The sequence below is a fragment of the Bacillus tequilensis genome (assembly GCF_012225885.1).
GTDB classification, from domain to species: Bacteria; Bacillota; Bacilli; order Bacillales; family Bacillaceae; genus Bacillus; species Bacillus tequilensis.
In genome coordinates, this window is sequence record NZ_CP048852.1 from 2294988 (window position 1) to 2320169 (window position 25182).

General features: G+C 43.6%; 33 protein-coding genes and 1 riboswitch. Of the genes, 3 read left to right on the forward strand and 30 right to left on the reverse strand.

Features of this window, described 5'->3' with window-relative positions:
• Positions 1-4: 4 nt before the first annotated feature.
• The 5 genes from spmA to G4P54_RS12200 form a co-directional block, all read right to left on the reverse strand.
• Positions 5-595, reverse strand: coding sequence for a spore maturation protein SpmA (gene spmA / locus G4P54_RS12180; protein ID WP_024715204.1), 591 nt, complete (start codon positions 593-595; stop codon positions 5-7).
• Positions 583-1731 carry a D-alanyl-D-alanine carboxypeptidase family protein gene (locus tag G4P54_RS12185; RefSeq protein ID WP_167872793.1) on the reverse strand — a complete coding sequence of 383 codons (1149 nt, stop codon included), beginning with the start codon at positions 1729-1731 and terminating at the stop codon, positions 583-585. The genes spmA and G4P54_RS12185 overlap by 13 nt, the downstream gene beginning before the upstream one ends.
• Before the next feature lie 124 nt (positions 1732-1855).
• On the reverse strand, positions 1856-2395 hold the full coding sequence (locus G4P54_RS12190; RefSeq protein WP_024715202.1) for a YpuI family protein: 540 nt from the start codon (positions 2393-2395) through the stop codon (positions 1856-1858).
• 54 nt (positions 2396-2449) lie between these two features.
• Positions 2450-3043: an SMC-Scp complex subunit ScpB gene (gene scpB / locus G4P54_RS12195; protein WP_167872794.1), complete on the reverse strand. Its 594-nt coding sequence runs from the start codon at positions 3041-3043 to the stop codon at positions 2450-2452.
• The gene (locus G4P54_RS12200; protein WP_167873870.1) at positions 3033-3788 is read right to left on the reverse strand and encodes a segregation/condensation protein A; all 756 of its coding nucleotides are present in this window, start codon (positions 3786-3788) and stop codon (positions 3033-3035) included. The genes scpB and G4P54_RS12200 overlap by 11 nt, the downstream gene beginning before the upstream one ends.
• 292 nt (positions 3789-4080) lie before the next feature.
• Between G4P54_RS12200 and G4P54_RS12205 the strand changes: the two genes are divergently transcribed.
• The gene (locus G4P54_RS12205; protein ID WP_167872795.1) at positions 4081-4605 is read left to right on the forward strand and encodes a DUF309 domain-containing protein; all 525 of its coding nucleotides are present in this window, start codon (positions 4081-4083) and stop codon (positions 4603-4605) included.
• A 13-nt stretch (positions 4606-4618) separates the two neighbouring features.
• Here the strand turns inward: G4P54_RS12205 and ribT are convergent, their stop codons facing one another.
• The 11 genes from ribT to G4P54_RS12260 all read right to left on the reverse strand — a co-directional run bounded on the left by ribT (position 4619) and on the right by G4P54_RS12260 (position 12267).
• A complete protein-coding gene (ribT, locus tag G4P54_RS12210; protein ID WP_024715198.1) occupies positions 4619-4993 on the reverse strand; it encodes a GNAT family N-acetyltransferase RibT in 375 nt (124 codons plus the stop codon).
• 112 nt (positions 4994-5105) lie between these two features.
• Positions 5106-5570: a 6,7-dimethyl-8-ribityllumazine synthase gene (ribH, locus tag G4P54_RS12215; RefSeq protein ID WP_003223915.1), complete on the reverse strand. Its 465-nt coding sequence runs from the start codon at positions 5568-5570 to the stop codon at positions 5106-5108.
• A 32-nt stretch (positions 5571-5602) separates the two neighbouring features.
• A complete protein-coding gene (locus G4P54_RS12220) occupies positions 5603-6799 on the reverse strand; it encodes a bifunctional 3,4-dihydroxy-2-butanone-4-phosphate synthase/GTP cyclohydrolase II (protein WP_024715197.1) in 1197 nt (398 codons plus the stop codon).
• A 14-nt stretch (positions 6800-6813) separates the two neighbouring features.
• Positions 6814-7461, reverse strand: coding sequence for a riboflavin synthase subunit alpha (ribE, locus tag G4P54_RS12225; RefSeq protein WP_167872796.1), 648 nt, complete (start codon positions 7459-7461; stop codon positions 6814-6816).
• A gap of 10 nt (positions 7462-7471) precedes the next feature.
• Positions 7472-8557, reverse strand: coding sequence for a bifunctional diaminohydroxyphosphoribosylaminopyrimidine deaminase/5-amino-6-(5-phosphoribosylamino)uracil reductase RibD (gene ribD, locus G4P54_RS12230; protein ID WP_167872797.1), 1086 nt, complete (start codon positions 8555-8557; stop codon positions 7472-7474).
• Positions 8558-8686: 129 nt separating this feature from the next.
• A riboswitch (FMN riboswitch) is annotated at positions 8687-8832 on the reverse strand.
• A 120-nt stretch (positions 8833-8952) separates the two neighbouring features.
• The gene (locus tag G4P54_RS12235; RefSeq protein ID WP_024715194.1) at positions 8953-9297 is read right to left on the reverse strand and encodes a hypothetical protein; all 345 of its coding nucleotides are present in this window, start codon (positions 9295-9297) and stop codon (positions 8953-8955) included.
• A gap of 237 nt (positions 9298-9534) precedes the next feature.
• The gene (gene sipS / locus G4P54_RS12240) at positions 9535-10086 is read right to left on the reverse strand and encodes a signal peptidase I sipS (protein ID WP_167872798.1); all 552 of its coding nucleotides are present in this window, start codon (positions 10084-10086) and stop codon (positions 9535-9537) included.
• 92 nt (positions 10087-10178) lie between these two features.
• Entirely contained in the window at positions 10179-10328 is a 150-nt protein-coding gene (locus G4P54_RS12245; RefSeq protein ID WP_167872799.1) for a hypothetical protein, read from the reverse strand.
• 36 nt (positions 10329-10364) lie between these two features.
• Positions 10365-10628 carry a hypothetical protein gene (locus G4P54_RS12250; protein ID WP_167872800.1) on the reverse strand — a complete coding sequence of 88 codons (264 nt, stop codon included), beginning with the start codon at positions 10626-10628 and terminating at the stop codon, positions 10365-10367.
• The gene (locus G4P54_RS12255; RefSeq protein WP_167872801.1) at positions 10609-10842 is read right to left on the reverse strand and encodes a zinc ribbon domain-containing protein; all 234 of its coding nucleotides are present in this window, start codon (positions 10840-10842) and stop codon (positions 10609-10611) included. Before G4P54_RS12255 ends, G4P54_RS12250 begins: the two co-directional genes overlap by 20 nt.
• A 99-nt stretch (positions 10843-10941) precedes the next feature.
• Positions 10942-12267 (reverse strand): bifunctional DedA family/phosphatase PAP2 family protein, encoded by a 1326-nt coding sequence (locus tag G4P54_RS12260; RefSeq protein ID WP_167872802.1) that lies wholly within the window; start codon positions 12265-12267, stop codon positions 10942-10944.
• Between the two features lie 647 nt (positions 12268-12914).
• Between G4P54_RS12260 and G4P54_RS12265 the strand changes: the two genes are divergently transcribed.
• Positions 12915-13127 carry a spore germination protein gene (locus G4P54_RS12265; RefSeq protein ID WP_024715191.1) on the forward strand — a complete coding sequence of 71 codons (213 nt, stop codon included), beginning with the start codon at positions 12915-12917 and terminating at the stop codon, positions 13125-13127.
• Between the two features lie 160 nt (positions 13128-13287).
• Here G4P54_RS12265 and G4P54_RS12270 read toward each other — a convergent pair whose 3' ends face one another.
• Positions 13288-13719: a peptidylprolyl isomerase gene (locus G4P54_RS12270; protein ID WP_024715190.1), complete on the reverse strand. Its 432-nt coding sequence runs from the start codon at positions 13717-13719 to the stop codon at positions 13288-13290.
• A 256-nt stretch (positions 13720-13975) separates the two neighbouring features.
• Here G4P54_RS12270 and G4P54_RS12275 point away from each other — a divergent pair, with 256 nt between their 5' ends.
• Positions 13976-14848: a DUF1002 domain-containing protein gene (locus G4P54_RS12275; RefSeq protein WP_024715189.1), complete on the forward strand. Its 873-nt coding sequence runs from the start codon at positions 13976-13978 to the stop codon at positions 14846-14848.
• 29 nt (positions 14849-14877) lie between these two features.
• Here the strand turns inward: G4P54_RS12275 and lysA are convergent, their stop codons facing one another.
• The 13 genes from lysA to G4P54_RS12340 form a co-directional block, all read right to left on the reverse strand.
• Positions 14878-16197, reverse strand: coding sequence for a diaminopimelate decarboxylase (gene lysA, locus G4P54_RS12280; RefSeq protein ID WP_167873871.1), 1320 nt, complete (start codon positions 16195-16197; stop codon positions 14878-14880).
• Between the two features lie 105 nt (positions 16198-16302).
• The gene (gene spoVAF / locus G4P54_RS12285; RefSeq protein WP_167872803.1) at positions 16303-17784 is read right to left on the reverse strand and encodes a spore germination protein SpoVAF; all 1482 of its coding nucleotides are present in this window, start codon (positions 17782-17784) and stop codon (positions 16303-16305) included.
• A complete protein-coding gene (spoVAEA, locus tag G4P54_RS12290) occupies positions 17735-18346 on the reverse strand; it encodes a stage V sporulation protein SpoVABEA (protein ID WP_024715186.1) in 612 nt (203 codons plus the stop codon). The genes spoVAF and spoVAEA overlap by 50 nt, the downstream gene beginning before the upstream one ends.
• A 7-nt stretch (positions 18347-18353) precedes the next feature.
• Positions 18354-18704, reverse strand: coding sequence for a stage V sporulation protein AE (spoVAE, locus tag G4P54_RS12295; RefSeq protein ID WP_014664475.1), 351 nt, complete (start codon positions 18702-18704; stop codon positions 18354-18356).
• A 1-nt stretch (position 18705) separates the two neighbouring features.
• A complete protein-coding gene (spoVAD, locus tag G4P54_RS12300; RefSeq protein WP_024715185.1) occupies positions 18706-19722 on the reverse strand; it encodes a stage V sporulation protein AD in 1017 nt (338 codons plus the stop codon).
• A gap of 12 nt (positions 19723-19734) precedes the next feature.
• Entirely contained in the window at positions 19735-20187 is a 453-nt protein-coding gene (spoVAC, locus tag G4P54_RS12305) for a stage V sporulation protein AC (RefSeq protein ID WP_019714841.1), read from the reverse strand.
• Positions 20188-20200: 13 nt separating this feature from the next.
• Positions 20201-20626, reverse strand: a complete 426-nt coding sequence (gene spoVAB / locus G4P54_RS12310) for a stage V sporulation protein SpoVAB (RefSeq protein WP_024715184.1) — start codon at positions 20624-20626, stop codon at positions 20201-20203.
• Positions 20616-21236 (reverse strand): stage V sporulation protein SpoVAA, encoded by a 621-nt coding sequence (gene spoVAA, locus G4P54_RS12315; RefSeq protein ID WP_024715183.1) that lies wholly within the window; start codon positions 21234-21236, stop codon positions 20616-20618. Before spoVAA ends, spoVAB begins: the two co-directional genes overlap by 11 nt.
• Positions 21237-21363: 127 nt before the next feature.
• Positions 21364-22131 carry an RNA polymerase sporulation sigma factor SigF gene (gene sigF / locus G4P54_RS12320; RefSeq protein WP_024715182.1) on the reverse strand — a complete coding sequence of 256 codons (768 nt, stop codon included), beginning with the start codon at positions 22129-22131 and terminating at the stop codon, positions 21364-21366.
• An 11-nt stretch (positions 22132-22142) separates the two neighbouring features.
• Positions 22143-22583, reverse strand: coding sequence for an anti-sigma F factor (gene spoIIAB / locus G4P54_RS12325; protein WP_003223955.1), 441 nt, complete (start codon positions 22581-22583; stop codon positions 22143-22145).
• Positions 22580-22933 (reverse strand): anti-sigma F factor antagonist, encoded by a 354-nt coding sequence (gene spoIIAA, locus G4P54_RS12330; RefSeq protein ID WP_024715181.1) that lies wholly within the window; start codon positions 22931-22933, stop codon positions 22580-22582. Before spoIIAA ends, spoIIAB begins: the two co-directional genes overlap by 4 nt.
• A gap of 95 nt (positions 22934-23028) precedes the next feature.
• Complete coding sequence (dacF, locus tag G4P54_RS12335; protein ID WP_024715180.1) at positions 23029-24198, reverse strand: D-alanyl-D-alanine carboxypeptidase DacF; 1170 nt, start codon at positions 24196-24198, stop codon at positions 23029-23031.
• Positions 24199-24356: 158 nt separating this feature from the next.
• Positions 24357-25172 carry a purine nucleoside phosphorylase I, inosine and guanosine-specific gene (locus tag G4P54_RS12340; protein ID WP_024715179.1) on the reverse strand — a complete coding sequence of 272 codons (816 nt, stop codon included), beginning with the start codon at positions 25170-25172 and terminating at the stop codon, positions 24357-24359.
• Positions 25173-25182: the final 10 nt, after the last annotated feature.

Sequence of the window (25182 nt, forward strand, 5' to 3'; positions counted from 1 at the left end):
CCGCTCACCTTCCCTTCTTTTTGCGGCGGTAATAAAAATACCGGTCAATGATAATAGCGCCGATTCCAGAAATGAGTGTCGCTAAAATGCTTGGTCCGACGATATCTGTAGGCGTTTTGGAGGAATAGGCCATTCGAACAGCGATCACCGTTGTTGGAATGAGCGTGATGCAGGACGTATTGACAGCTAAAAAAGTAATCATCGACCGGCTTGCTTCCGATCGGTTTCCATTCAGCTTTTTCATTTGCTCCATTGCTTTTATGCCAAGCGGAGTTGCCGCATTTCCGAGGCCGAAGAAGTTCGCCATAAGATTAGATAAAATGTAGCCCATCGCCGGATGATCCGGTGGTATATCAGGGAACAGCTTAGATATAAAGGGTCTGCACATCCGGCTGAAAATATCCAAAAGCCCTGACTGCTCGGCTATTTTCATTAAGCCAAGCCAGAAAACAAGCACGCTCATCAGTCCGAATGAAATCGTAACGGCTTCTTTTGCCCCTTTAAATACAGCTTCATTTACATCTTGCAGCGTTCCATTGCACATCGCAAAAACAAGTCCAATCACAGTTAAGCAGACCCAAATTATATTGACCATTTTGCCCCGCCAGCCGCATTCAGAAAGATTGATTTAAACGTTTCAAAAAATTGTTTTTTCGGTTTTGGGTGTCGTTCATTTTCATAATAGATCGGCACTTTTGCGATCGTTTCATTGTTGAACATGATGTTCATGTGCCCTACGATGTCGGGAATCTTCGAGACGTCTTTTTCCCATCCTTTTTTCGGTTTAAGCAGCGTGGTTTTAATTTTGACGTCTTCCTTTTCCTCTTCGGTTAGCAAATAGGTGACATCTCTTTTAATAAAAGCCTTCGATTCATAAAATGTGCCTTTCAGCTTTGGAATATCCCCTTTTTTTGCGATTAAATAAGTTTGATAATGATCAAATACATAGTTAAACATATTCATATGATCATCCCAATCGTCAGGGTCATTTATCGTGACGGCGACAAGATCAATGCCGTCTTTTGAAGCTGTTGAAACCAATGTCCGTTTTGCAAGTTTTGTATAGCCTGTTTTCCCTCCTGTGCTGTATGGATAAAGCATGGTCAGCAGTTTATTTTTGTTTTTCCAGACACTTTCCATCGTTTCTGCTTTGTATATTTTTGTGCCGGAAATTTTTTGATACTCTTTCAGCTTCATAGCGTATTTGGTTAAAATGGCCATGTCGTAAGCTGTAGAATAATGATTTTCATGGTCGTCCAAGCCGTGCGGGTTTTGAAAACGGGTATTCTCCATGCCAAGCTGCTCCGCTTTTTGATTCATCATATAAACAAAGCCATCGAGGCTGCCCCCGACATGCTCGGCAATTGCTACAGCGGAGTCGTTTCCTGATCTCAGCATCAGGCCATACACAAGATCTTTTAATTTCACTTTTTGCCCTTCTGTTAAATAAATGGCAGAGCCTTCTGTTTTGACAGCATTTACCGAAACCGTCACCGTTTCATCCATTTTGCCGGATTCAATGGCGAGTACGGCTGTCATGATTTTTGTGATGCTTGCAATCCGCCTTTTTGCATGCTCATCCTTGGCAAATAACACTCTGCCTGACGCTCCGTCAATCACGATCGCGCTTTTCGCACTAACATCTATAGCCGCATGTGCTGCGTTCACATTTACATTTGCAAATAGAAAAAAAATCATGACCATGAAGACTGCTTTTTTGAAATTGCGCATGTTTGCTCACGTCCTTGTGGTGGTTTGTACAAGTTTATGCGCATGTCCATCAGTTATGAATAACAATTATTGATCTGCACGCATCAAACATAAAAAAACTCCCCCTGAAAAGGGAGAGTAAAGGTTATCTGATTGACGCCATGTTTGATCCGGACGCTTCGTAATGAGCCAGCTCTTCCCTCATCTTCAGAAAGGCTGCGCTCAGCGGCAATAATAATTGCTCAAGCGACGCAGGAACAGTATGGTAAAACTCAATTGCGCTGACTCCCGTATAAGACGCCCGGCTATTTTCACACCACGTGTCTTTTTTCGGCATAAAGAACTCTTCAATGCATTGGTGATACACATTGTAAAGTGTTTTTTCCGCTCTGGCATCCTGAAAAGGCTCCTGCATGAGGAGACGGCGGCACGCTTCTGCGCCTCCTTCACAAACTACTGTTATTCTTCGCAGAGTGCTCAGTACATCACAGCAGTATCCTTTCTCAATAGGCAATTCAGCCTGTAAGGATTCCAGGGTCGTTTGATTTAAGTAATCGTTAACGGTATTGACAACCATTGATAAGAATTCGCCTGTTTTTTGAGTCTGCGCTCGCACAATCGAATGTCCCATTTCGCTTGGTATCTTCCTCTCATGTCTTTGTTTCTCACATTTTGCTTCTTTCATGATAGCTTATTCCTTATATCTTATGATGATGAAAAAGCGCGATTCATTAAACTTCTATTTTATATCTTCGAAGGTTTGGTTAAAGTTTTCAAAAAATAAATCTGCTTCTTCTTGAAGGACGTCTTCTTCCGCATTTTCAGGCAGCGGCGGAAGCTCGTCCAGCGTTTTCAGTCCGAATTGCTCAAGAAAAGTCGGTGTTGTGCCGTATAAAATAGCCCGGCCCGGACCGTCAGCCCGACCGATTTCACACAATAGCGCCTTCGCGACGAGGCTGTGTAAAATCCGCTCTGATTTCACGCCTCTGATTTCTTCAATTTCTGCTCTTGTAATCGGCTGTTTATATGAAACAATGGCCAGCACTTCTAAAGATGCTTGAGAAAGGCCCTTTGACGGCACTTCAATCAGTTTTTTCAAGTACGGCGCAAAGTCTTTTTTGGTAGAAAGCATATACGTATCTGCATATTCAATCAGTTCAATGCCTCTTGTATCCCCGCGGTATTCTTCCGCCACCTCGGCCATGATGGTGTTTAGTTCAGGTTCTTCGATCTCCAGCACTGTTAACAGCTGCTTTTTTGTGAGCCCTTCATCGCCTGCCGCATAAAGAAGGGCCTCCACTATAGCTTTCCAATTCACGATATCAAGCCCCATGAATGGATTCACTCCCCATAATGTAAATATCTGAGAAATTGTGCTCCTGTTCAATGAGAACCAGCTGATTTTTCATCAGCTCGAGAACGGCTAAAAACGTGACAACCAAATGGTCTTTTTGCTCATAGGGAAACAGATCCATAAAGTTGATTCTCGTTCCTCTTGATTTCAGGCTGTGCACAATTTCGTTCATTCTGTCTTCAATTGGTATTTCCTGTCTGGTAATTGTTGTTTCCATCGGTCTAGTTATTTTTTTGCGTTTCAGCACTTTTTGAAAAGCCCCGATCATATCATAAACAGTGACAGAGAGCTTTTGCTCAGACTGTTTTACTTCTTTTGCAAATTCGCTCAAATCACTCGGCGGTTTCGTGAACGATTTTTGTCTTTCTTCTTCCCGTTCTTTTAAATCCTTCGCCGCATCTTTATATTTTCTATACTCAATCAGCTTTTCAATCAGTTCTTCCCGCGGATCTTCTTCTTCAAGTAATTCATCTTCAAAAAGCTCCTCGTCTTGCTTCGGGAGCAGCATTCTGCTTTTTATGCTGAGCAGCGTGGCAGCCATGACCAAATACTCGCTGGCAATATCGAGCTCAAGCACACGCATCGTATGTACATATAATAAATATTGTTCAGTGATCTTCGCCACAGGTATATCATATATGTCAATTTCAAGACGATTGATTAAATGAAGCAGCAGGTCCAATGGGCCCTCAAACGTATCAATTTTCACTTGATATTCTTCCATCATCTCACCATTTTCAAGTATCACTCTCATTGCCGGATAAACTGGCTACCCTTTAGTATAAGCCACCAAAAAGCTCTCGTCCAATACTATTTCATTTCCCGTTTCAAGCAATTTGTACAGAATATTCAAAACAACAAAGGCATCCGTTCATAACAATAGAGATGAGAGGAAACAGTGTTATCGGTGATTTACCCTTGTTGTGCTGACACAAAGAAGCAACCGGCGCTCAGCGTTCTTTTTTCCTTTTAACTTTCCTGTGTTACACTAAAGGCAGATTAAAGGAGGAAGCACCTTGTATCCGAAAGCTTATATTGATTATCTCGTTGAATTTCACGCGACACGGGATTATTTTGAATGCCATGAAATATTAGAAGAATATTGGAAAGAAGATCCGCCAAAGAAACGAAAACGCCATTGGGTCGGCTTTATTCAGCTTGCGGTTGCATTGTATCATTACAGAAGGCAAAATATGGCCGGGGCAAACAGACTGATGGCGAACAGCATCCGGATTCTTCAAACAGAAAAACAAGCGGTCGAAGGCTTGGGGCTTGATCATGGCCGTTTGCTCGAGCTTATGCAGTCGGTTTATGAACAAATCGTAATGGGCTCTTCCTATCGAAGCGTTATGCTGCCGATCAAAGATGAGAAGCTGGAGGAAGCATGCCGCATCGAATGCAAGAAAAAAGAGTACACATGGGGACAGCCAAGCACACTCACCAACACATTTCTGATCGACAAACACCGTTTGCGGGATCGGACTGATGTCATTCTGGAACGTGAAAAAGAAATAGAACGGAGAAAAAAAAACAGAGGCTGATCACAGCCTCTGTTTAATTATTGTATGAAATGTCTTGATCCTGCTGACCTTGACAACGTTCGAAAAAGCTCTGCGTTAATTCATTCGGAACCAGTACCTGCGTTTTGAATAAATGCTTTAAAGCATCCATCATCTGTTTTCCGATTCCTTGATGGCGATGAGAAGGATTCACACTGATATGCCGGATTTCAACCTCGGAATCCTTTTTTTCGACTCCGATTGCTCCGACGATATCCTCGTCCTCTTTCCAAAGAAAGAGCTGGCGGTCTGTATCCGTTTCATAGTCCTTAATTGTCTGCTGAAGCTGCTTAAGGTCTTTTTCACTCGGCATAAACGAAAGAAGCCCCATCGCAATCTTTTCAAACGATTTTTTATAACGAATTAACATAAAAACCCCTCTATATCCAAAATGTCCAGCCTGCTAATAACGGATACGAATAGGTGATCCGTTTTCTCACATTATATCATTTTCGCCATATTTTTAAACTGTTTTCAGCAAATTATTCAAATGAACGGTTTAGATTTGCCATTTCTATGGCAGAAACAGCACAATCTACACCTTTGTTGCCCGCTTTTGTGCCGGCACGCTCGATTGCCTGTTCGATGTTTTCAGTTGTCACAATTCCAAAGATGACAGGCACGCCAGTAGTGTTTGCTGCTTGCGCGATGCCTTTTGCAGCTTCGTTGCAGACATAATCGTAGTGTGTCGTCGCGCCTCGGATGACAGTGCCTAATGTGATAATAGCGTCATATTTTTTTGTTTCCGCCATTTTTTTCGCAGCAAACGGAATTTCAAACGCGCCTGGAACCCAAGCCACATCGATATCATTTGTGTCTACGCCGTGTCTGAGCAGCGCATCTTCTGCACCGCTCAGCAGTTTGCTTGTAATAAAATCATTAAATCTTCCTACTACGATTCCGATTTTAAGACCTGTACCAACTAAATTTCCTTGTATGATATTCATATGATTCCCATCCTTTTTTGTGATATTTGTGTTTAGAAATGAAGCAAATGACCTAGCTTGTTCATTTTGGTTTGCAAATATTTTTTATTGTGCTCTTTCGCCTCCATTTGAAGCGGCACTCGTTCTGAAATACTGAGTCCATAGCCTTCAAGGCCGGCGATTTTGCGCGGATTATTCGTCAAAAGCTTCATATTCCGCACACCGAGGTCCCGTAACATTTGTGCGCCGATGCCATAGTTGCGAAGGTCAGGCAAAAATCCGAGCGCCTCGTTGGCTTCTACGGTATCATAGCCTTGTTCCTGAAGCTTATAAGCTTTTAATTTATTGATTAAACCGATTCCCCGGCCTTCTTGGCGCAGGTACAAGAGCACTCCGCGGCCTTCTGCTGCAATTTGTGTCAGCGCAGCATGCAGCTGCGGGCCGCAGTCACAGCGATGAGATGCAAACACGTCACCTGTGAGACATTCTGAATGCACCCGGACCAATACCGGTTCTTCTCCGAACGGCACATCCCCCATCACAAATGCGACATGTTCTTTACCATCTACCTCATTTGTGTATCCGTAAACCTTAAATGTGCCAAAATCAGTGGGCAGCGTAATGTCGACTTCACGCTCGACAAGTGTTGTTAGGTTGTAACGGTATTGAATTAAATCTTTAATGGTGATCATTTTTAATTGATGTTTTTTCGCAATTTCAATGAGCTCAGGCACTCTCGCCATCGTTCCGTCTTCATTCATAATTTCACAAATGACGCCGGCTCCTTGAGACCCGCAAGCTTCAGCAAGATCAACAGCGGCTTCTGTATGGCCCGCTCTTTTCAGGACACCTCCTTTTTTCGCAATCAGCGGAAAAATGTGTCCCGGACGCTGAAAATCAGATGGGACGGATTTGCTGTCCAGCAATGCCTGAACGGTAAAAGATCTTTCTTGGGCGCTGATGCCCGTTTTCGTTTTACGATGGTCAATACTTACCGTAAAGGCAGTATGGTGAGAATCTGTATTATGCTCAACCATAGGGTGAAGATCAAGCCTGTCTGCGATCTCCTCACTAAGCGGCGTGCAAATCAGTCCTCTTCCGTGTGTCGCCATAAAGTTAATGACTTCCGGCGATGCATGCTCGGCTAGAGCCACAAAGTCTCCTTCATTTTCTCTGTCTTCATCATCTACAACGATAATGACTTCGCCTTTTTTTAAAGCGTCTAGTGCTTCTTCTATCGGATGAAACATACAAATCTTCCTCTCTAAAAGCCGTTTTCGCTTAAGAAGGCTTCTGTAATGGTTTGTTGGGTCTTATTTTCATTGGCTTTATGCAAAAAGCGATACATATATTTTCCGATCATATCGCATTCGATATTCACTTTAGAGCCGATCGTTTTTTCAGAAAAAATTGTTTCGCTGATCGTATGCGGTATTAAAGAAATGGTCACTGTATCTTCTGTCAGGCCAAATATGGTTAAACTGACGCCGTCCACGGTGATGGATCCCTTTAAAACCAATGTTTTTGTTAAAGACGGCTCCATCTTTAAATCATAGTAAACAGCGTTGCTTTTCTCTTCTATTCGGGTGATTTCCGCAGTTCCGTCGACATGACCTGAGACGAAATGGCCTCCAAAACGGCCGTTTGCCGCCATCGCTCGTTCCAGGTTTACTTTGCTTCCTTTTGATAAATCATTCAGTGACGTCGCTTTGACTGTCTCAGGCATCACATCTACTGTAAATTGATTTTTTGTGAAATCAGTGACTGTCAGACAAATGCCGTTTACTGCAATGCTGTCGCCAAGATGAACATCTTCTAGAATCTTTGAACATGTAATCGTTAAGGCCATGGAATGCCCTGCTTTTTTCATGGATTCGATTGTGCCTGTTTCTTCAATTATTCCTGTAAACATGGTCACCATCCTACTCGTTTGTCGGTTTTGCCGTCAGTTTGATATCACGGCCGATTTGGGTTATATCTGTGAATTGTAATAAGGGGACATCTTTCATTGATTGAAAACCTTCACCGGAGATTAAGCTGGGAGCATGCGTTCCTCCGATTAGTTTAGGGGCAAAATAGAAGATGATTTCTTGAAAACAGCCTTCTTTGACAAAGCTTCCGTGAACAGCTGATCCGCCTTCCACATACACCGACATGATGCCTTCGCGCGCAAGGATTTTCAGAACATCGGGAACTTGAATACGCTCCGTTCCAAGCGTAAATATGTTCACTCCAAAACCTGAAAGACGTTTTTTCTTTTCCTCGTCTGCACGTGCCGTTGTAAAAATCCATGTCGGCGCTGCCTGATCGCAAATCACTTGGGCGTCCTCAGGAATCGAGAGTTCGGTATCAAGTATCACCCGAACGGGCTGTTTTGTCACATTCGGCAGCCTGCAGGTTAAGCTCGGATCGTCCGCTTTCACCGTGCCGACTCCGACTAGAATGCTTTGGTGATTTTTCCTGTATTGCTGAGCATCCTGTCTTGCGGCCTCTGACGTGATCCATTTGCTGTCGCCTGTGCTGGTAGCCGTTTTCCCGTCAAGGCTTGCGGCAGCTTTTAGTGTGACGTAAGGGAGGCCTGTCCTCATGAAGTGCAGAAATTTTTCATTCAGCTTCTCAGCCTGGTCTGCCAAGATGCCTTCCTTTACTTCTATACCGGCTTCTTCAATCATGCCGATCCCTTTTCCAGCTACAAGCGGGTTTGGATCTCTCATCGCCACGAACACTCTTTTGATTCCTGAGTTGATAATGAGTTCTGCGCATGGCGGCGTTTTTCCGTAATGGCTGCACGGTTCGAGTGTAACGTAAATATCAGCATCCTTTGCATGTGATCCGGCCATTCGGATGGCATGAACTTCCGCATGAGCTTCGCCATATTTTAAATGGGCGCCCATTCCTACGATTTGTCCATCCTTTACGACAACAGCGCCGACGAGCGGATTGGATTCGGTCTGTCCTTCGCCCTGCTTGGCAAGATCTAATGCCAGCTTCATATAATACTCTTCCATTTATTTCCCTCCCCTCTTATGTTATTTACCGTCAAAAAAGCCCCGAATTTAATAAAAAATCCGGGGCTTTAGGCATTTTATGCAATAGGAAATAACACTATGCATTTTTGAACATTTGCATAGCGGCTCATCATCCTTCTCCCATCCAGACTTTCACTGTCGGCTTCAGCTTAAAACTGAATCCACCGCGCGCTTATGCACACGGGTCACGGGCTCTAAAGCACATTCGCTTTACTACCGCCGGTCGGGATTTCCACCCTGCCCCGAAGGATACAATCTTTATTCATTTGTCCTTATTGGCTATTATAGCGATCCTTTTTGAAGTGTGCAATGAAATAAACTCACAATTTGAGAAAAGCAAAACATCACCCTTCGATCCGAAAGGTGATGTTCCGTTAATCATTTACTTTTGCAACCTTGATTAATCCATCGATCCGCTTTGATTTGCTGAAGTATGCCTTAATCTTGTCGCCTTCTTTTATATCAGACAAATCCTGATTTAAATTTTTTCCGTTGAAGATGATTTTTGTGCCGTTTTCCGCTTCTCCGTGATACTCTGAGCCGTCAATTTCCGTCACTTTATATTCTTGGATGGTGTATTCCTCTTCTTCCGAGGACAAGGTTTGTCCAATTGCTGTCGGAACATCCTTCAGTTCAAGATCATTTATGTACATATAACCGCCTGCAAGTAAAAGCAAAAGCACTAACAGAATGGTAATCTTGGTTTTTATTCTTCCCATATTTAAACCTCCAGCCAATATGAATGTATTCATTCATATGAGTTATTCCTTTTTTTCATGAATAAAAAACCGTTAATTCTCGTAAATTATTAATATAACGATGCATTACGGGAATATGTTTCACATTTCTGCAAAAATTTCTTTTCTATAGTTATACGAATTTATGTTCTGTTTTTGGGGGATGAACGAAAAAAACAAATAAAAAAAGCAGCCTCCTGTTCAGGAAGCTGCATGATCCTAATTTGTTTTGCGCATTTCGTTAAATGGGAAGAAGACAAACTTTGACGTGCCCGCAATTTGTTTTTTCGTGAAGAGACCAAGGCCGTTGCGGCTGTCCATTGATTTCTGCCGGTTATCGCCCATCACAAAATATTTGTCATCAGGCACTTTCACCGGCCCGAAATCATCGGTCAAATGTTCACCATTCTGATTCGCTATCTTTTTGTAAGCAGCCAAATAAGGCTCAGCTACCTTTTTCCCGTTGATATAAAGCTGGTCGCTTTTCACCTCAACTGTATCTCCGGGCAGGCCGATAATACGCTTGACATAGTGAACATCATCTCCGTTTAATACGATGATGTCTCCTCTATCAAACTCGCCGATGTATTTGACAGTCATATTGACAAAGACCCTCTCACGGTTATGCAGAGTAGGCTCCATGGACTCACCATCAACGATATACGGTGAAAAAATAAAATGACGGATGAGCAAAACGAGAACGCCAGCAATCACAATTGCTTTTGTCCATTCTACTATTGTTTTTTTCTTTGAATTATCTTCTGCTTTCAACTGATTTCCTCCAATAAACAACAATCTTCAATTTATGTTATCACGAATCGAAAAGAAATCCCATCAGGACCATTGAAGTGCTTTACAGTCTGTTAATCTTCATCTTCCACCCAAAACATGCCTATCTTTTTCGTGTCGATCACAACCAGCCCTGCATCAAATGTCGCTTGGGTAATAGGACTCCAGCTGCTTAATCTAACATCACCGGACTGAACATCAACATCAGCGTTTGTATAATACATAGGATCATCCGAAAAGCAATGAAAGAAATAATCGCATCATTCAAAAGCGATGGGCTCGGAAGAAAGAGAGCTCTCATATGCTAAATCTTTAGATAGTATATAGGTCATGAGGTTACGGGCGGTCTGTTCATTTACTGCATTCCATTGATCTTCAAGTCCATGATACCCATGGTGCTTAACGAAACGATTCACTTCATGAAGGTTACTGGAATGTTTGCGGCAGCCTATTTCACAGGTGACATAGCCAGTATCCCGTTTTGCTTTCATTATATGTTTAAAATCATCGAAGTTCGAAATCATGGATCAGCCTCCAAAAAAACAAATCCAATACATTGCCGGCAGTTGAGGACTCTTTATTATAAAACTCGGAATACCCACAATTTTTACAGTACACGACTAGAAAACGGTTATGCTGCACGTCAAACAACTTCGACAATCCCGTGCCGGTTGTAGCTATTTCTTTTTGGCCCGCTTTAGTGCTGCCGCATTTTATACAGCCTTTACTATTCGTCAAATCGCAGCTTCTTCTCAAAATGTTTCTTTTTTATCATTTTATTTTACTACAAAATTCCATCTCTGATCAATTGACCAATTTTAAAGTTTGCTTCGTTTTTCACCGGTACTTTATATAATTTGATTCATTTCTCAGCTTGCTAAATCTTCTGGAGAAACGGAAGAGTTCCATGACCAAAACGTTCAAACTCAGCCAAACACCGCCGAAGGCGTACCCGGAAGCAACATCACTCGGATACTGCTCATTAAAATACACACGGCTCAGCCCTATGAGAAATAAAACGATCATAAACAAGAAAAATGCAACAGCTTGCAGACGCGCCTTATGTGAATGCCGAACAAAAAGATAAGCACAGAAACCAAAAATGACAAATGCCGTTAACGTTTGTTCACTTGGAAATGAATATAATGCATGACTTGCCAAAGGCGCGTGAACAGGATGAAGGGAATGAAAGAGCCGTCTGATTCCCTCTTCATAGAGCTCTCCGCCAATGACTAAGAAAAATAAGAAAGAGAGTTCGATTTTACGGTCTTGCCCTTTGAATACTATCCATAGAAAAGTGACAACCATAACGGCTAATAGAACATCTCTCGACGCAAAAGCCCCGAATACTTCCATCCCATACTTCCACTGTGAGTTAAAAAGAACTGTCACCACGAGTGTAACGATCGTATCAAACGGCTTAAATTCATTATTGATGTAATTTTCAACCAAACTTCCCATTACCATCAAAAAAACCAAAAAAAATAACGCTGTGAACACGATCAGCAGCCTTAAACGGCGTAGGGTGTGAAATTGTCTTGCCCCCTTCACCAATCCCGCTATCATCAACTCTCTGATCTTGCTTTTTTGGGTCTTGATCAGATAAAACAGAAGAAACACAATGATAGCAAACAAGCTCCCGATTAATAAATACTTTTTGATTGAGGCATGAAACTGCTCCCACTCTGGTCCGAGTAGCTTTCCAAGGGAAATAAACGTGCCTGCCCACAGAAAAGCACCGCAATACGCATAGATGGCATACAGTCTATAAGGGATTCGCGTGATGCCTGCAGCATAGCCGGCAATATGGCGCACGCCTGGTAGAAAATAAGCAATGAGCAATAATTTATTACCGTAATGCTTAAACCAGCGTGATGTTTTTTCCAGCCTGTCCTTTCCAAAATGAATTCGTTCTCCATATTTTTGCACTGTAGCGGGGCCAAGTGTGTATCCGATCCAATACGAAATGCTCACTCCCGCACAGCTTCCCAATCCAGCCGCTAATATGCTTAACATCCAGTTTAACTTCCCTTGAAACACAAGAACACCGGCATAGCCCATCAGAAATTCCCCCGGCCCGGGTACAGCAATAAGCTCTAACATCAAGGCAATGAACAAGACGATATATCCATACTGTTCGAGCAAACTCGTTAAAACATGCATGAGACTCTCCTTGAATTTTTTATTTTCTTATTATTCCCTATCCGCTTTTTTTATAATCAGCACACCACGCTCTCAAACGGAGACTATACTCATCCCTTCAGACAGACATTCTTCTTTGACAACTTCCTATGAAAGAGAAGGCAAAACAGGATGAAATGCGAAGAAACAAAAGATACGTGCAGGGAGTTTGCTAAATTGTTGGGCGGTCCCAGAGTCAGATGTTTATTCGGTTCAACATTTCATATTAAGAGAGTGCCTGCCTCATCTCCTTTGTTCATGCTCCAATTTTTCTCGTTTGAGGTCGCCCACGACAGAGTATTTAACTTAGGAGAAGCAGTTCGCAATCGGAACATCACCGATACAGCATCGCATAACCATTGGTGATCGAAGAGCCGGGGACAATGGTTATGCACCACCTTGAGTCAACGAAGGATGATCCTATTATATTTGCCAGAAAAGCAGCTGCCGCATTCAGCGTATTTAAAGCACAGCTAGGAAAGTTTTTAAAGAAAGCTCTTCTTGAGCAATTTTTTATAAATCAATGAAAACAGCCGCCTTTAAAATATTTTTGCCAATAAGTTTATGCTGATTGACTCTAGCAGTAATACATATAAAAAATAGAATACGATGAAAGGAGACTTGATAGTATGATTGATTATCCTATTAATATAAACAACATTTCCGGGAACGGCGTAGTAAACGTAGGAGGCGCTTTTATGATCAGGCCATTAACTTTGTCCAAATCGGTGTATGGTTCCGGAGGTTTAAACACAGGAATTGTCTTTGAAAATAACTTTATAAGCAAGGCTAAAATGATTAATCATCAATTTACGGATCAGAACGTGACCAAAACATTTTAGTCTATTCATTACAGGAGAGACCACTTAAGATGTCACCCTACTTACCACTAACTAAACGACTGGTTTGCCAACCGCCATCCATACTCGGGCGGTTTTTTTATTGAACATTTTTGCTAAATAAAAAAGGCCCCCCGATACGAGGAAGCCTTCTGCCTGCCTATTAGCCTTCTACACGAACTTCTTTCATGACGTCACCGTTAGACATATTTTTTGCAAATTCTAATCCGCTTGTTACTTTACCGAACACAGTGTGAACACCGTTCAAATGCGGCTGCGGCTCATGGACGATGAAAAATTGGCTGCCGCCTGTGTCTTTTCCAGCATGTGCCATCGAAAGAGAACCCGCTTCATGTGTATGAGGGTTTCCTTCTGTTTCACATTTGATTGTGTATCCTGGACCGCCTGTGCCAGTTCCATGCGGGCATCCGCCTTGACTGACGAAGCCTGGAATCACTCGGTGGAATGTAAGGCCGTTATAAAAGCCTTCGTTCGCAAGCTTTTCAAAGTTTGCGACAGTACCCGGTGCAGCTTCAGGGTAAAGTTCAAATTCAATTTTGTTGCCGTCTTCTAATAAAAAGTAACCTGTTTTCAATTGTATGCCTACTTTCTTTATTTTAATTTTCAAAGGAGATTATGTATGATAGGTTATAGCCTGCCTCTCCTTGTCGCGGCTATTATACCACACCTTTCAGGGGAAAACGAATCTCCCTGCTTTACAAAAAATAAAAATGAAACCCGGATCACTTTATCTCCGTCTAACCTAACGGAGCTGTATTTCCATCACGATTCAGGTCCTCGCAAAGCAGCTCTATCCAGCTGCTTGTGAAATTGAAGGAGGTCAAACTGCTTTGAAAAAAATATGGATTGGAATGCTGGCAGCGGCCGTTTTGCTGCTGACGGTTCCGAAAGTCAGTCTCGCGGATGCCGCAGTTGGAGATGTCATTGTAACACTTGGTGCAGATTTATCAGAATCTGATAAACAAAAAGTGCTTGATGAAATGAATGTCCCTGACAATGCAACAACGGTAACTGTGACCAATAAGGAAGAACATGAATATTTAGGAAAATATATATCGAACGCTCAAATCGGATCAAGAGCGATTTCTTCATCGTCGATAACGATTGCCAAAAAAGGCTCCGGACTGAATGTTGAGACACATAATATCAGCGGCATTACAGATGAAATGTACCTGAATGCGCTGATGACAGCCGGTGTTAAAGATGCGAAGGTGTATGTTACAGCACCGTTTGAGGTCTCCGGGACTGCTGCTTTAACCGGATTGATTAAGGCGTATGAGGTTTCGTCTGACGAAGCAATCTCGGAAGATGTGAAGCAAGTAGCCAACCAAGAGCTTGTCACGACATCAGAGCTTGGGGACAAAATCGGTAACGAAAATGCGGCAGCTCTCATTGCAAAAATCAAAGAAAAATTTGCCAAAAACGGTGTACCTGACAATAAGGCTGACATTGAAAAACAAGTGGACGATGCAGCTTCTGATCTAAACGTTACACTTACAGACAGCCAAAAAGATCAGCTTGTCTCCCTATTCAATAAGATGAAAAACGCTCACATTGACTGGGGACAGGTCAGCGACCAGCTTGATAAAGCGAAAGATAAGATTACGAAATTCATAGAATCCGATGATGGCAAAAACTTCATCCAAAAAGTGATTGATTTCTTCGTATCCATCTGGAACGCGATCGTTTCTATATTTAAATAAGAAAAAGCGCCGAGAAATCGGCGCTTTCTTTATTGCTTTACACCCGTTTTAAAAGGCAGATCAAGTTTTACAATATCTTCGTATGTTTCTCGCTTTACGACTAAGTGATCCTCACCATTTTCTACAAATACAACGGCAGGTCTCGGGATTCGATTGTAATTGTTGGCCATGCTGTATCCGTATGCGCCTGTACAAAAAACGGCAAGAAGATCACCTTCTTTTACTTCCGGCAGGTCAATATCCCAAATCAGCATATCACCGCTTTCACAGCATTTTCCGGCAATCGATACCTTATTATCATGCGCTTCTCCGATACGATTGGCTGTTGCAGCTTCATATTTAGCCTGATAAAGCGCGGGACGAATATTATCATTCATGCCTCCGTCTACAGCCACATATTGGCGGACACCCGGCACCTCTTTTTGAGAGCCGACCGTATAAAGAGTTGTGCCTGCGTCTCCCACGAGAGAACGGCCCGGTTCGATCCAAATTTCCGGAATGGCAAAACCGTAACGGGCAGCATTTTCTTTCACAGCTTCAATAATTTTTTCAACGTATTCAGTAGCATGAAGCGGTTCATCATCTTCCGTATAACGGATGCCGAACCCCCCTCCAAGATTCAATACCTTGGATACAAACGAGTATGACACTCTCCACTCGTCCAGTTTTTTGAAGATTTTCTCCGCGGCTAACACGAATCCGGCCGTATCAAAAATTTGCGAGCCAATATGGCAATGGACACCGAGCAGCTGAATATGCTCTGATTGTAATACTTGCTCAATCGCCCGTTCAGTTTGTCCGTTATGAAGGTCGAAACCAAACTTTGAATCTTCCTGACCGGTTGTAATGTAGTCATGCGTATGCGCTTCTACCCCTGGTGTGATCCGAAGAAGAACATCAATAGAGTGTCCCGTTTCTTTGCATAAGTCTTCCAACAGGGAAATTTCATAGAAATTATCCACCACAATGCAGCCGATGCGGTGCTCAAGCGCCATGCGCAGTTCTTCCCTGCTCTTGTTATTCCCATGAAAGTGAATGCGTTCTGCCGGAAAGCCTGCCGCAACAGCTGTATAAAGCTCTCCCCCTGACACAACATCTAAAGAAAGCCCCTCTTCCTCAGCAAGCTGAATCATCGCGACTGATGAGAATGCTTTGCTCGCATATGCCACCTGTGCTCTCAGGCCTGCAGTCATAAATGCCTGCTTAAAGCTTTTAGCACGCTCACGTATTAAAGCTACATCATATACGTAAAGAGGTGTGCCATATTTTTCCGCTAAATAGAGAGCATCCACACCTCCGATTTCTAAATGCCCATGTTGATTTTTCCTGCTTGTGCCATGTAAGAACAATGTCATTCCCTCTTTCTCCGCTTATGGATGAAAGGACAGTTTTATGGACTGTCCTTTCATAATTAAGACATACATTATCATACTCTTCAGTCAGTTTCAATGCGATTATGAATTGGTAGGCTGTCTTAAGCGATTTCTAGGGTGAACGATACTAGGCCTTACTTTTGCGCCAGGCTTCGCTGTGCGGACCAGCACCTGCCACAGCGCCTTGCCGTTAAAGGGAATCATCGGCCATAAGTACGGTGTACGGAGGGATTTGATGCTTGCCATGGCGATAATCAGCAATGTTAATCCGATTACGAGCCCTTTTATATGAAATAAGGCAACAAGTACCATAATAGCAAGACGGCCCATCTTGTTAGCCAAGCTTAATTCATAACTAGGCGTCGTAAAGGTTCCAATTGCTGCAAGTGAGACGTACAAAATCACCTCTGGCGAAAACAGGCCGACTTGAATGGCGATCTGGCCGATCAGAACAGCGGCAATGAGTCCCATTGCTGTCGATAAGGCCGTCGGGGTGTGAATGGCCGCCATTCTGAGAAACTCAATCCCTAAGTCAGCTAAGAAAATCTGCAGAATGATCGGGATATGTGTATCTTTATTTAAACCGATAAATTTCATATTCTCGGGCAGCAGGTCCGGTTGAAGAACAAATAGAAACCAGATCGGGAGAAGTAAAGTGGAAGCAATGATGCCGAAAAATCTTACCCATCTTAAAAAAGTGCCGACTGAAGGCGCCTGTCTGTATTCCTCGGCATGCTGTACATGGTGAAACAAAGTCGTCGGGGTGATAATCACACTCGGCGATGTATCAACCATAATAATGACATGGCCTTCAAGCACATGATTAGCAGCCACATCCGGCCTTTCTGTATAGCGGACGAGAGGATATGGGTTGTAGCCTTGTTTAATGATAAATTCCTCGACTGTTTTGTCAGCCATTGTTAATCCATCGACATCAATGGCCGCGATTTCTTTTTCCACGATGTCAACCAGATCCGGATCTGCAATATCTTCTATATAACAAACACTCAGATCCGTTTTTGACCGCTCGCCTACCTTTGTCATCTTGACGCGAAGTCGTTCGTCTCTGATCCGCCTTCTGAGAAGAGCCGTATTGACGACGATATTTTCAACAAAACCGTCTCTGGCCCCTCTGACCACCTTTTCCGTATCGGGTTCTTCCGGATTTCTGCCCGGATAGCTTCTGACATCAATAATAAATGCGAAGCCTGCGCCTTCAACAATGACCGCGACCAGCCCAGACAGAACTTGGTCAGTCGTTTCATCCAAGGTTTTTACTTTTTCGACCTGGGCGTTTAACAGCCTGTTTTCGACGATATCGACCAGTTCATCAGGATCTTCTTTCCGATTGTTAATGGCCACAAGCTCTCTCATTAAATGAATGATATAGGCCGTATCGCATAATCCATTTAAGTAGTAAAGCTGAATTTCTTGGTCTAAAATGGTGAGCTTTCGAACCCCTACATCATAGCTTGTCCCCATCCCGACGCGATTTTTGAAGTACGCTTCATTTTTAGCTGGATTCCGATAAACCCGAATTTTTTCTTCCTTGTGATCCGGCATGATATCCGCTCCTTTCTAAAATAAACTCGACCGCTTTCATCGTGATCGGCGATCCTTTTGAAATATCGTCTTTTCTGCCCATTTTGCCGATATCCCCGATGCCGACAATAAGCGGGAGATCAAGTTTATCAAGGCAATAGACTGTATCTCCGCTCATTCTGTGTTCATCAAATTCTCTTTCACCGACTTTATCTACGCCGTATTCAGTTATGTCTCCATTGCGGTCAATGCTTACGTCAACTCTGGTCCATTCAGCCTGATGGGTTTTTGACGCAACTGCAATCACTCCGAGCACTTCAATTGACGGATGGGTGGCGACATAGATCAAAGCGGTTTCTCCCGGACCTTCTCCCTGCAGGCCGGAGTCGTCAAACATGACAAATACAGGATCATACGGAGTTGAGGTGATCAGCTTGACAAGCTCCGTGCCGCTGCGGATGGAAGGATTTCCTTTTGATTGTGAAATACATCGCCCGCCCACCTTGCTTGCGGCGTATTCAATTGTTTTAGCGGCGTACACATCCCCGTCTGTTACCAGTATGACCTTGCGTTTTGTCGTCATGTCGGCATTATCCTTTCGGTTTGAAAATAACAGCTACGATAAAAGCGAAGAGAATGGCTGCTGAAATACCTGCGGAGGTCAGCTCAAAAATCCCCATGCCGATTCCGATAAATCCGTGTATGTGAGCCTGGTGCATGGCACCGTGGAGAAGGCTATGGCCGAAGCTGACGATCGGAACGGTGGCTCCTCCTCCGGCAAATTCAATAAATTTATCGTAAATGCCGAATCCATCTAAGATCGCGCCAATCACTACAAAGGTTGTCATGACGTGGGCTGGCGTCAACTTAAAAATGTCCAAGAGCAGCTGGCCGACAATACAAATGGCCCCGCCGCATACAAAAGCCAAAAGGTAGTCCATGTTAAGATGCACCTCCTGCACGCTCAAATACAACCCCATGGGCGATGGTTGGAATGGTTTCTTTTTGCTGGATCATCGTCGGGCTTAACAGCGCCCCGGTTGCCACGACAAATACACGGTTTAAGTTCCCTTCTCTCAGCTGCTTAAAAATGTGAGAGTAGGTGACAACCGCTGAACAAGCGCAGCCGCTCCCTCCGGCAAAGACCTGCTGATCCGGAGTGTAAATCAGAAGACCGCAATCATCATGCTTTGTGCCGACCGGATAGCCATCTTCCTTTAAGATATCTTTTACGATGGGAGAGCCGACGCCTGACAGGTCACCTGTCAGGATAAGATCATAGTCATCCGCTGTCCGGTTGAGATCTTTAAAATGCTGTTTAATCGTATCAGCTGCAGCCGGAGCCATGGCCGATCCCATATCAAACGGATCTGTTATCCCCAAGTCAGAAACCTTTCCGACCGTCGCGCTTGTGATTTGGATATCACCCGGTGTCTGACTGATGACAACTGCACCGCTTCCGGTTACAGTAGAGGTGGCAGTGTCCGGTTTTTGACCTCCATATTCTGTCGGATAGCGAAACTGCCTTTCCGCTGTGGCATTATGACTGCTGGTAGCAGCGAGGGCCCTTTTGGCAAACCCGCCGTCAACCAAGGCCGATGCGACAGCCACTGTTTCCATTGATGTTGAACAGGCGCCAAACATACAAAGAAACGGAATTTTTAAGTGTCTTGCCACATAATTGGCGGTCACGTTTTGATTCAGCAAGTCACCTGCCAGCAATAGATCAATATCATCTTTTGTCAGATTATTTTTTTGAAGCGCTGACGTAATCGCATCTTCCATCAGCTGGCGTTCAGCCATTTCCCAGCTTTTTTGATTACAGTGCATATCGTCGTAGGTTTTATCATATAAAGACCCGAGCGGTCCGTCTTTTTCCTTTGGACCCGCTGCCGTTCCCGCTGAGTTGACAAATAAGGGATGTTCAAACACCCAGGTTTGCTTTCCTGTTAATTTCATTTTCTTCTCCTCCTATGACATCAGTTTCTCAAAAGCAAACCGTATCATTCCGACAATATACGCGGCCACAACACCGAAAACAATGACATTCCCCGCCAGTTTAAACATGTTTGTCGCTACTCCGAGCACTAACCCTTCGCTTTTATATTCAAGAGCAGCACTGGCCATACTGTTGGCAAAACCTGTGACCGGTACGGCTGAACCGGCTCCTGCAAACTGTCCAATTCTGTCATAGATGCCGAATCCGGTAAGCAAAGCTGAAATTAATATCAATGTTGCCGCAGTCGGATTTCCCGCTGTTTTTTCATTAAAATTAAAGAAATGGATATAAAAATTTTGCAGACCTTGCCCGATCGCGCAGATCAGACCGCCTACCAGAAAAGCTTTTACACAGTTCCAGACGTAAGGCGGCTTAGGCTGATATGTTTTCACTTTTGATTTGTAGTTTTCTTTTATGTTTGTCATCTTAAAAGCCTCCCTATGAATGATCAATAAAATACAGCCAGTGAAATAAAGATCCCGCGATTTTCCCAATCACGATGGCCATCAACAGAATAATAATTTTACTTCTGAGCCCGATTCGTTTTGCTAAAATCGGCAGCACATTCAAAACCTCTGTAAGAGCAGCCGCAAGCATCCCGACAAACAAACCTGCCAACAGCCCGACCGGCACGGCAATCCATTTTGTCAAAAAAAGATGGTGCATATGGAGCGTCTCCCATCCCCCGCAAACCGCGCCTAGTATAACAGCCGCTTCATAAGCCTGAACAAATCTCATCGTTTTGGTGAGCTGCATCAGCCGCGGAATGATTCCCATTACGGTTAAAAAAGCAACGAAGCCCGCCCCCACCGTGATGCCTCCGCCGAGCCCGACAAAAATAATGAACAATACACTAACGATCATGCAGGTCCTTTAATGTTTCTCGATTCTCATGCATGGCCACATATTGATCGAGATCGAGCTGATAGTTAAACATCTCAACCTCCAGCGGGCTGGGCTCTTCATTAAGACGTTTTTTAAATATGTGGTTAAAAAACACGATCATTCCCAGTCCCAAACCGATGCTGTATGGGATTTGGAGCAAATATGGATAGTCATTCTTCTCTCCGGTTATGATTTCATACAGTGCGATATGAACATCTCTCATGCTTACATCTTCATGAAAGTTCATGATAGCCAGACACGATCCGATAAACAAAAGCAGCCAAACACCGACAAACAGAACTGTTGATAATTGCCGTTTCCGGTACTGAATTTCAACAATGGTTTCTGCTCCGCCTACCGTTTGAACATCAAGTGTCGGATCCTGTAAATGAATGGCTTTGAGGACTTGTATGATATCCAAAATTACGATATTTTTATCTTTTTCGCTCACCTGGTAAAGCGGCATAGCTGAAAGTTTGTTTTTCAGCTGAAGCTGTCCTTCAATTTGTGCGGCATCTCCAACTGTGATGATATCCCCCGGATGAGCCAGCACCCGGTGGCGAAGTCGGATAAATATACGTCGTTCCATCATTGATCACCATCTTTCGGTGGTTATATATGTAGTATGTGGTTCGATGTTGTTCTCATTCATCCGCTTGAAAAGACCATAAATTACCACGCTTTCACGCACAAAAAAAGCCAGCCTGCATCGCAGACTAGCTATCCGTATGATCCATTTGAACCTTGATCTGTTTTAATATTTTCTTTTCAAGCCTCGAAACCTGAACTTGAGAGATCCCAAGCCGCTCAGCCACCTCGGACTGCGTCTGATCTTTATAATACCTGAGATAGACGATTAGTTTTTCTCTTTCCTCCAAATCGCTGATCGCTTCTTTCAGCGCAATCTTGTCAAACCATTTTTCTTCCGAGTTGTCAGCAATTTGATCAAGAAGGGTAATCGGATCTCCGTCATTCTCATAAACAGTTTCGTGAATCGATGACGGAGCCCTTACCGCCTCTTGGGCGAGTACGACATCTTCTGCCTCAATCTCCAAATGGTCGGCGATCTCCTGCACCGTCGGCACTCTGCCCAGTGTTTTTGAAAGTTCATCCTTCGCGCGACGGATTTTGTTTCCGAGCTCTTTTAATGACCTTGACACCTTTACGGTCCCGTCATCTCGGATAAAACGCTGGATTTCACCGATAATCATCGGCACTGCATACGTTGAAAAGCGCACATCATAGGATAAATCAAATTTGTCAACAGATTTTAACAGCCCGATGCAGCCGATCTGGAAGAGATCGTCAGGCTCGTATCCTCTGTTTAAAAACCGCTGTACGACAGACCAAACAAGACGCATGTTTTTTTCTATGAGGAGGTCTCTTGCCTGCTGGTCGCCATTTTGGCTTTGTTTGATTAATTCCTTTACTTCATGATCCTTCAGCTGAGCGTTCTTGCCGTTTTTCTTAACCTCCACATCCATAACAAATCTCCTTAATTACAAAGCGCTTTGCTTTTTGATAAGTGCTTTGTTAAGCGAATCGTCGTTCCCATCTCAGGCGATGAGTCGATGCTGACATCATCCATGAAATTCTCCATAATGGTAAAGCCCATGCCAGAGCGCTCAAGCTCAGGCTTCGTCGTGAATAAGGGCTGACGGGCTTCTTCGAGATCTGTAATGCCCCTGCCTTCATCACGAATGGTCATATATACGACATGATCTTCCAGCGTCACTGAAATGTAAACTTTTCCGTCGCAGTTCTCTTCATATCCGTGGATAATAGCATTCGTGACAGCCTCTGACACAACTGTCTTGATTTCGGTCAGTTCATCCATTGTCGGGTCAAGCTGAGCTATAAATGAAGCAACTGTCACACGGGCAAATGATTCATTTTGGCTGAGGGCAGAAAATTCAAGGTGCATTTCGTTTTTCATGATGCCACCCCCAGTGTCAGCAGCGCCTGCTGCTCAGATTGTTCAAATCGGATGATTTTAAACAGACCCGACATATCAAACAGCCGCTTCACCGCAGGAGAGATGGCGCAAACGACCATTTCCCCGCCAATTTGCTTAATTTGCTTGTATCTTCCTAAAATAACGCCAAGCCCCGAGCTGTCCATAAAGGAAAGGTCCTCCAAGTTCAGCACGATATGGCGGATATCATCCTTTTCTAATGATTGGGTCACGTTTTGCTTCAGGGTTTCTGCCGTATGGTGATCGAGTTCGCCTGTTAATCGAATACAAAGCACAGATTCTTTGACATGCATGTCAATTCCAAGGCTCATGCTCATTCCTCCTTGATATGATCGGATAATGAGTGTTTCGATTTCGACGGAATGAATTCCTTCACCGTGACAAAACTAGTGGGCATTCGGCATAATTACTTAAATTTTGTCCAGTCTCCCATCGTCCGCTTCAAGAATGTGATAAACCCGGCTTTCTTCATATCATCTTTCGCAGCAACAGGACTTTCAGCGAGTACTTCTCCGTCCTTTTTTAAAATGAGCGTGCCAAGCTCTTGGCCTTTTTGAATCGGAGCGCTTACATTGTCTTTCATTTTAATTTCTTTTTTCACATTGTTCATATCCTCGCCTTTTTTCGTCAAGATTGAAATCGGCTCAGATGTAGTGAGTTCAACAAATTTTTGTTTGCCTTTTTTGACCTTTATTTTTGCTACTATTTCATTTCGTTTATATAAAGGATGCGTTTCATATTGACTAAAGGCGAAATCAAGCATCTTTGTCACTTGTGCATTTCGTTCTTTAGGCGTGCTCGCTCCGAATACAACCGCAATGGCCCGCATGTTTCCTTTTTTAGCCGAAGCTGTCAGACAATATTTCGCTTCACCTGTATAGCCTGTTTTTACACCGTCTACGCCAGGATAAAACTTGATCAGCCGATTCGTATTCACCAGCCAAAACTTTTTATCTGTATTTTCACGAAGATAATCTTCATATGTGCCGGTAAACTTCGTGATTGATTCGTACTTCAATAATTCCTTAGCCATGATGGCCATGTCATATGCAGAACTGTAATGCCCTTCCTCAGTCAGTCCGGTCGGATTTTTGAAGGATGTGTTTTTCAAACCCAGCTCTTTCGCTTTTTTGTTCATTTTCTTCACAAATTCTTCTTCAGAGCCGGAAATGAATTCAGCCATCGCTACGGAAGCATCATTTCCCGATGCGATTGCGATGCCTTTCAGCATTTCTTTGACAGTCATTTCCTCTCCGGGCTCAAGGAAAATCTGTGAGCCGCCCATTGAAGCAGCATGCTCGCTTGTACGAACCTTATCACTCATTTTGATTTTGCCTTCATCTAAAGCTTCCATAATTAAAAGCATCGTCATGATTTTCGTCATGCTTGCAGGCGCCAGTCTCTCATTGCTGTTTTTGTTGTAAAGCACTTTTCCTGTGTCACGTTCTATCAGCACCGCAGACTTCGCTTCATGAGCAAGCTCCGATGTACGTTTTCCGTCTTGTTTTGCAAATGCAGACGGTGCAAATGTAAGCAGCATGATACCAATCAACAAAGTGGATAAAAGACGTTTCATCTCAAAAGCCCTCCATTTCATAATCTTTTTTATTTTTTCCAAGCGAGATGGTTTTATACGCCACTGATGGAAAATGTTTCGTATCTTTTTTGGGCATAAAAAAGACAGCTGCGTCATATCAGACACAGCTGTCTTTTGATCTTGCATTCATTCAATTTTTATTCGTACTGAGCGACGACCGCTTTAACAAGCTGCAAGAATCCTGCTTTTACCTTTTCAGTCACTTCCATTACTTCATCATGACTTAGAGGCTGATCCAGAATTCCGGCTGCCGCGTTAGAGATGCAGGAAATGCCAAGGACCCGCATTCCCGCATGATTCGCTACAATGACTTCCGGTACAGTAGACATGCCGACTGCGTCAGAGCCCATCGTTCTTAAGAAACGGACTTCAGCCGGTGTTTCGTAAGAAGGCCCTGTCACAGCGGTATACACGCCTTTTTGAATTGGGATGTTAAGGTCTTTCGCAACCTTTTCAGCCAGGCTGGAAAGGTCTTTGTCATAGGCTTGAGACATATCTGGAAATCTGGCGCCAAACTTGGCTTCGTTTGGCCCGATTAAAGGGTTAGTTCCCATAAAGTTGATATGATCGGTAATGATCATTAAGTCACCCGCACGGAATTCAGTATTGACACCGCCAGCGGCATTTGTGACGATCAACGCTTCCACGCCAAGCGCTTTCATCACGCGTACAGGGAAAGTAACTTTCTCCATTGAATAGCCTTCATAAAAATGAAAACGGCCCTGCATCGCAATAACGGAAACTCCTTCAAGTGTGCCAAGCACAAGCTGTCCCGCATGGCCTTCAACAGTAGATACCGGGAATTCAGGTATGTCTTCATATTTCAGCTTCACCGGATTCTCGATTTCGTCCGCCAAAATGCCAAGACCTGAGCCTAAAATAAGGCCGATCTTCGGAGATTCCGGCAGGTTTTGCTTAATAAAAGCGGCTGCGCGTTCGATTCTGTCTTTCAAGAAACAGTCC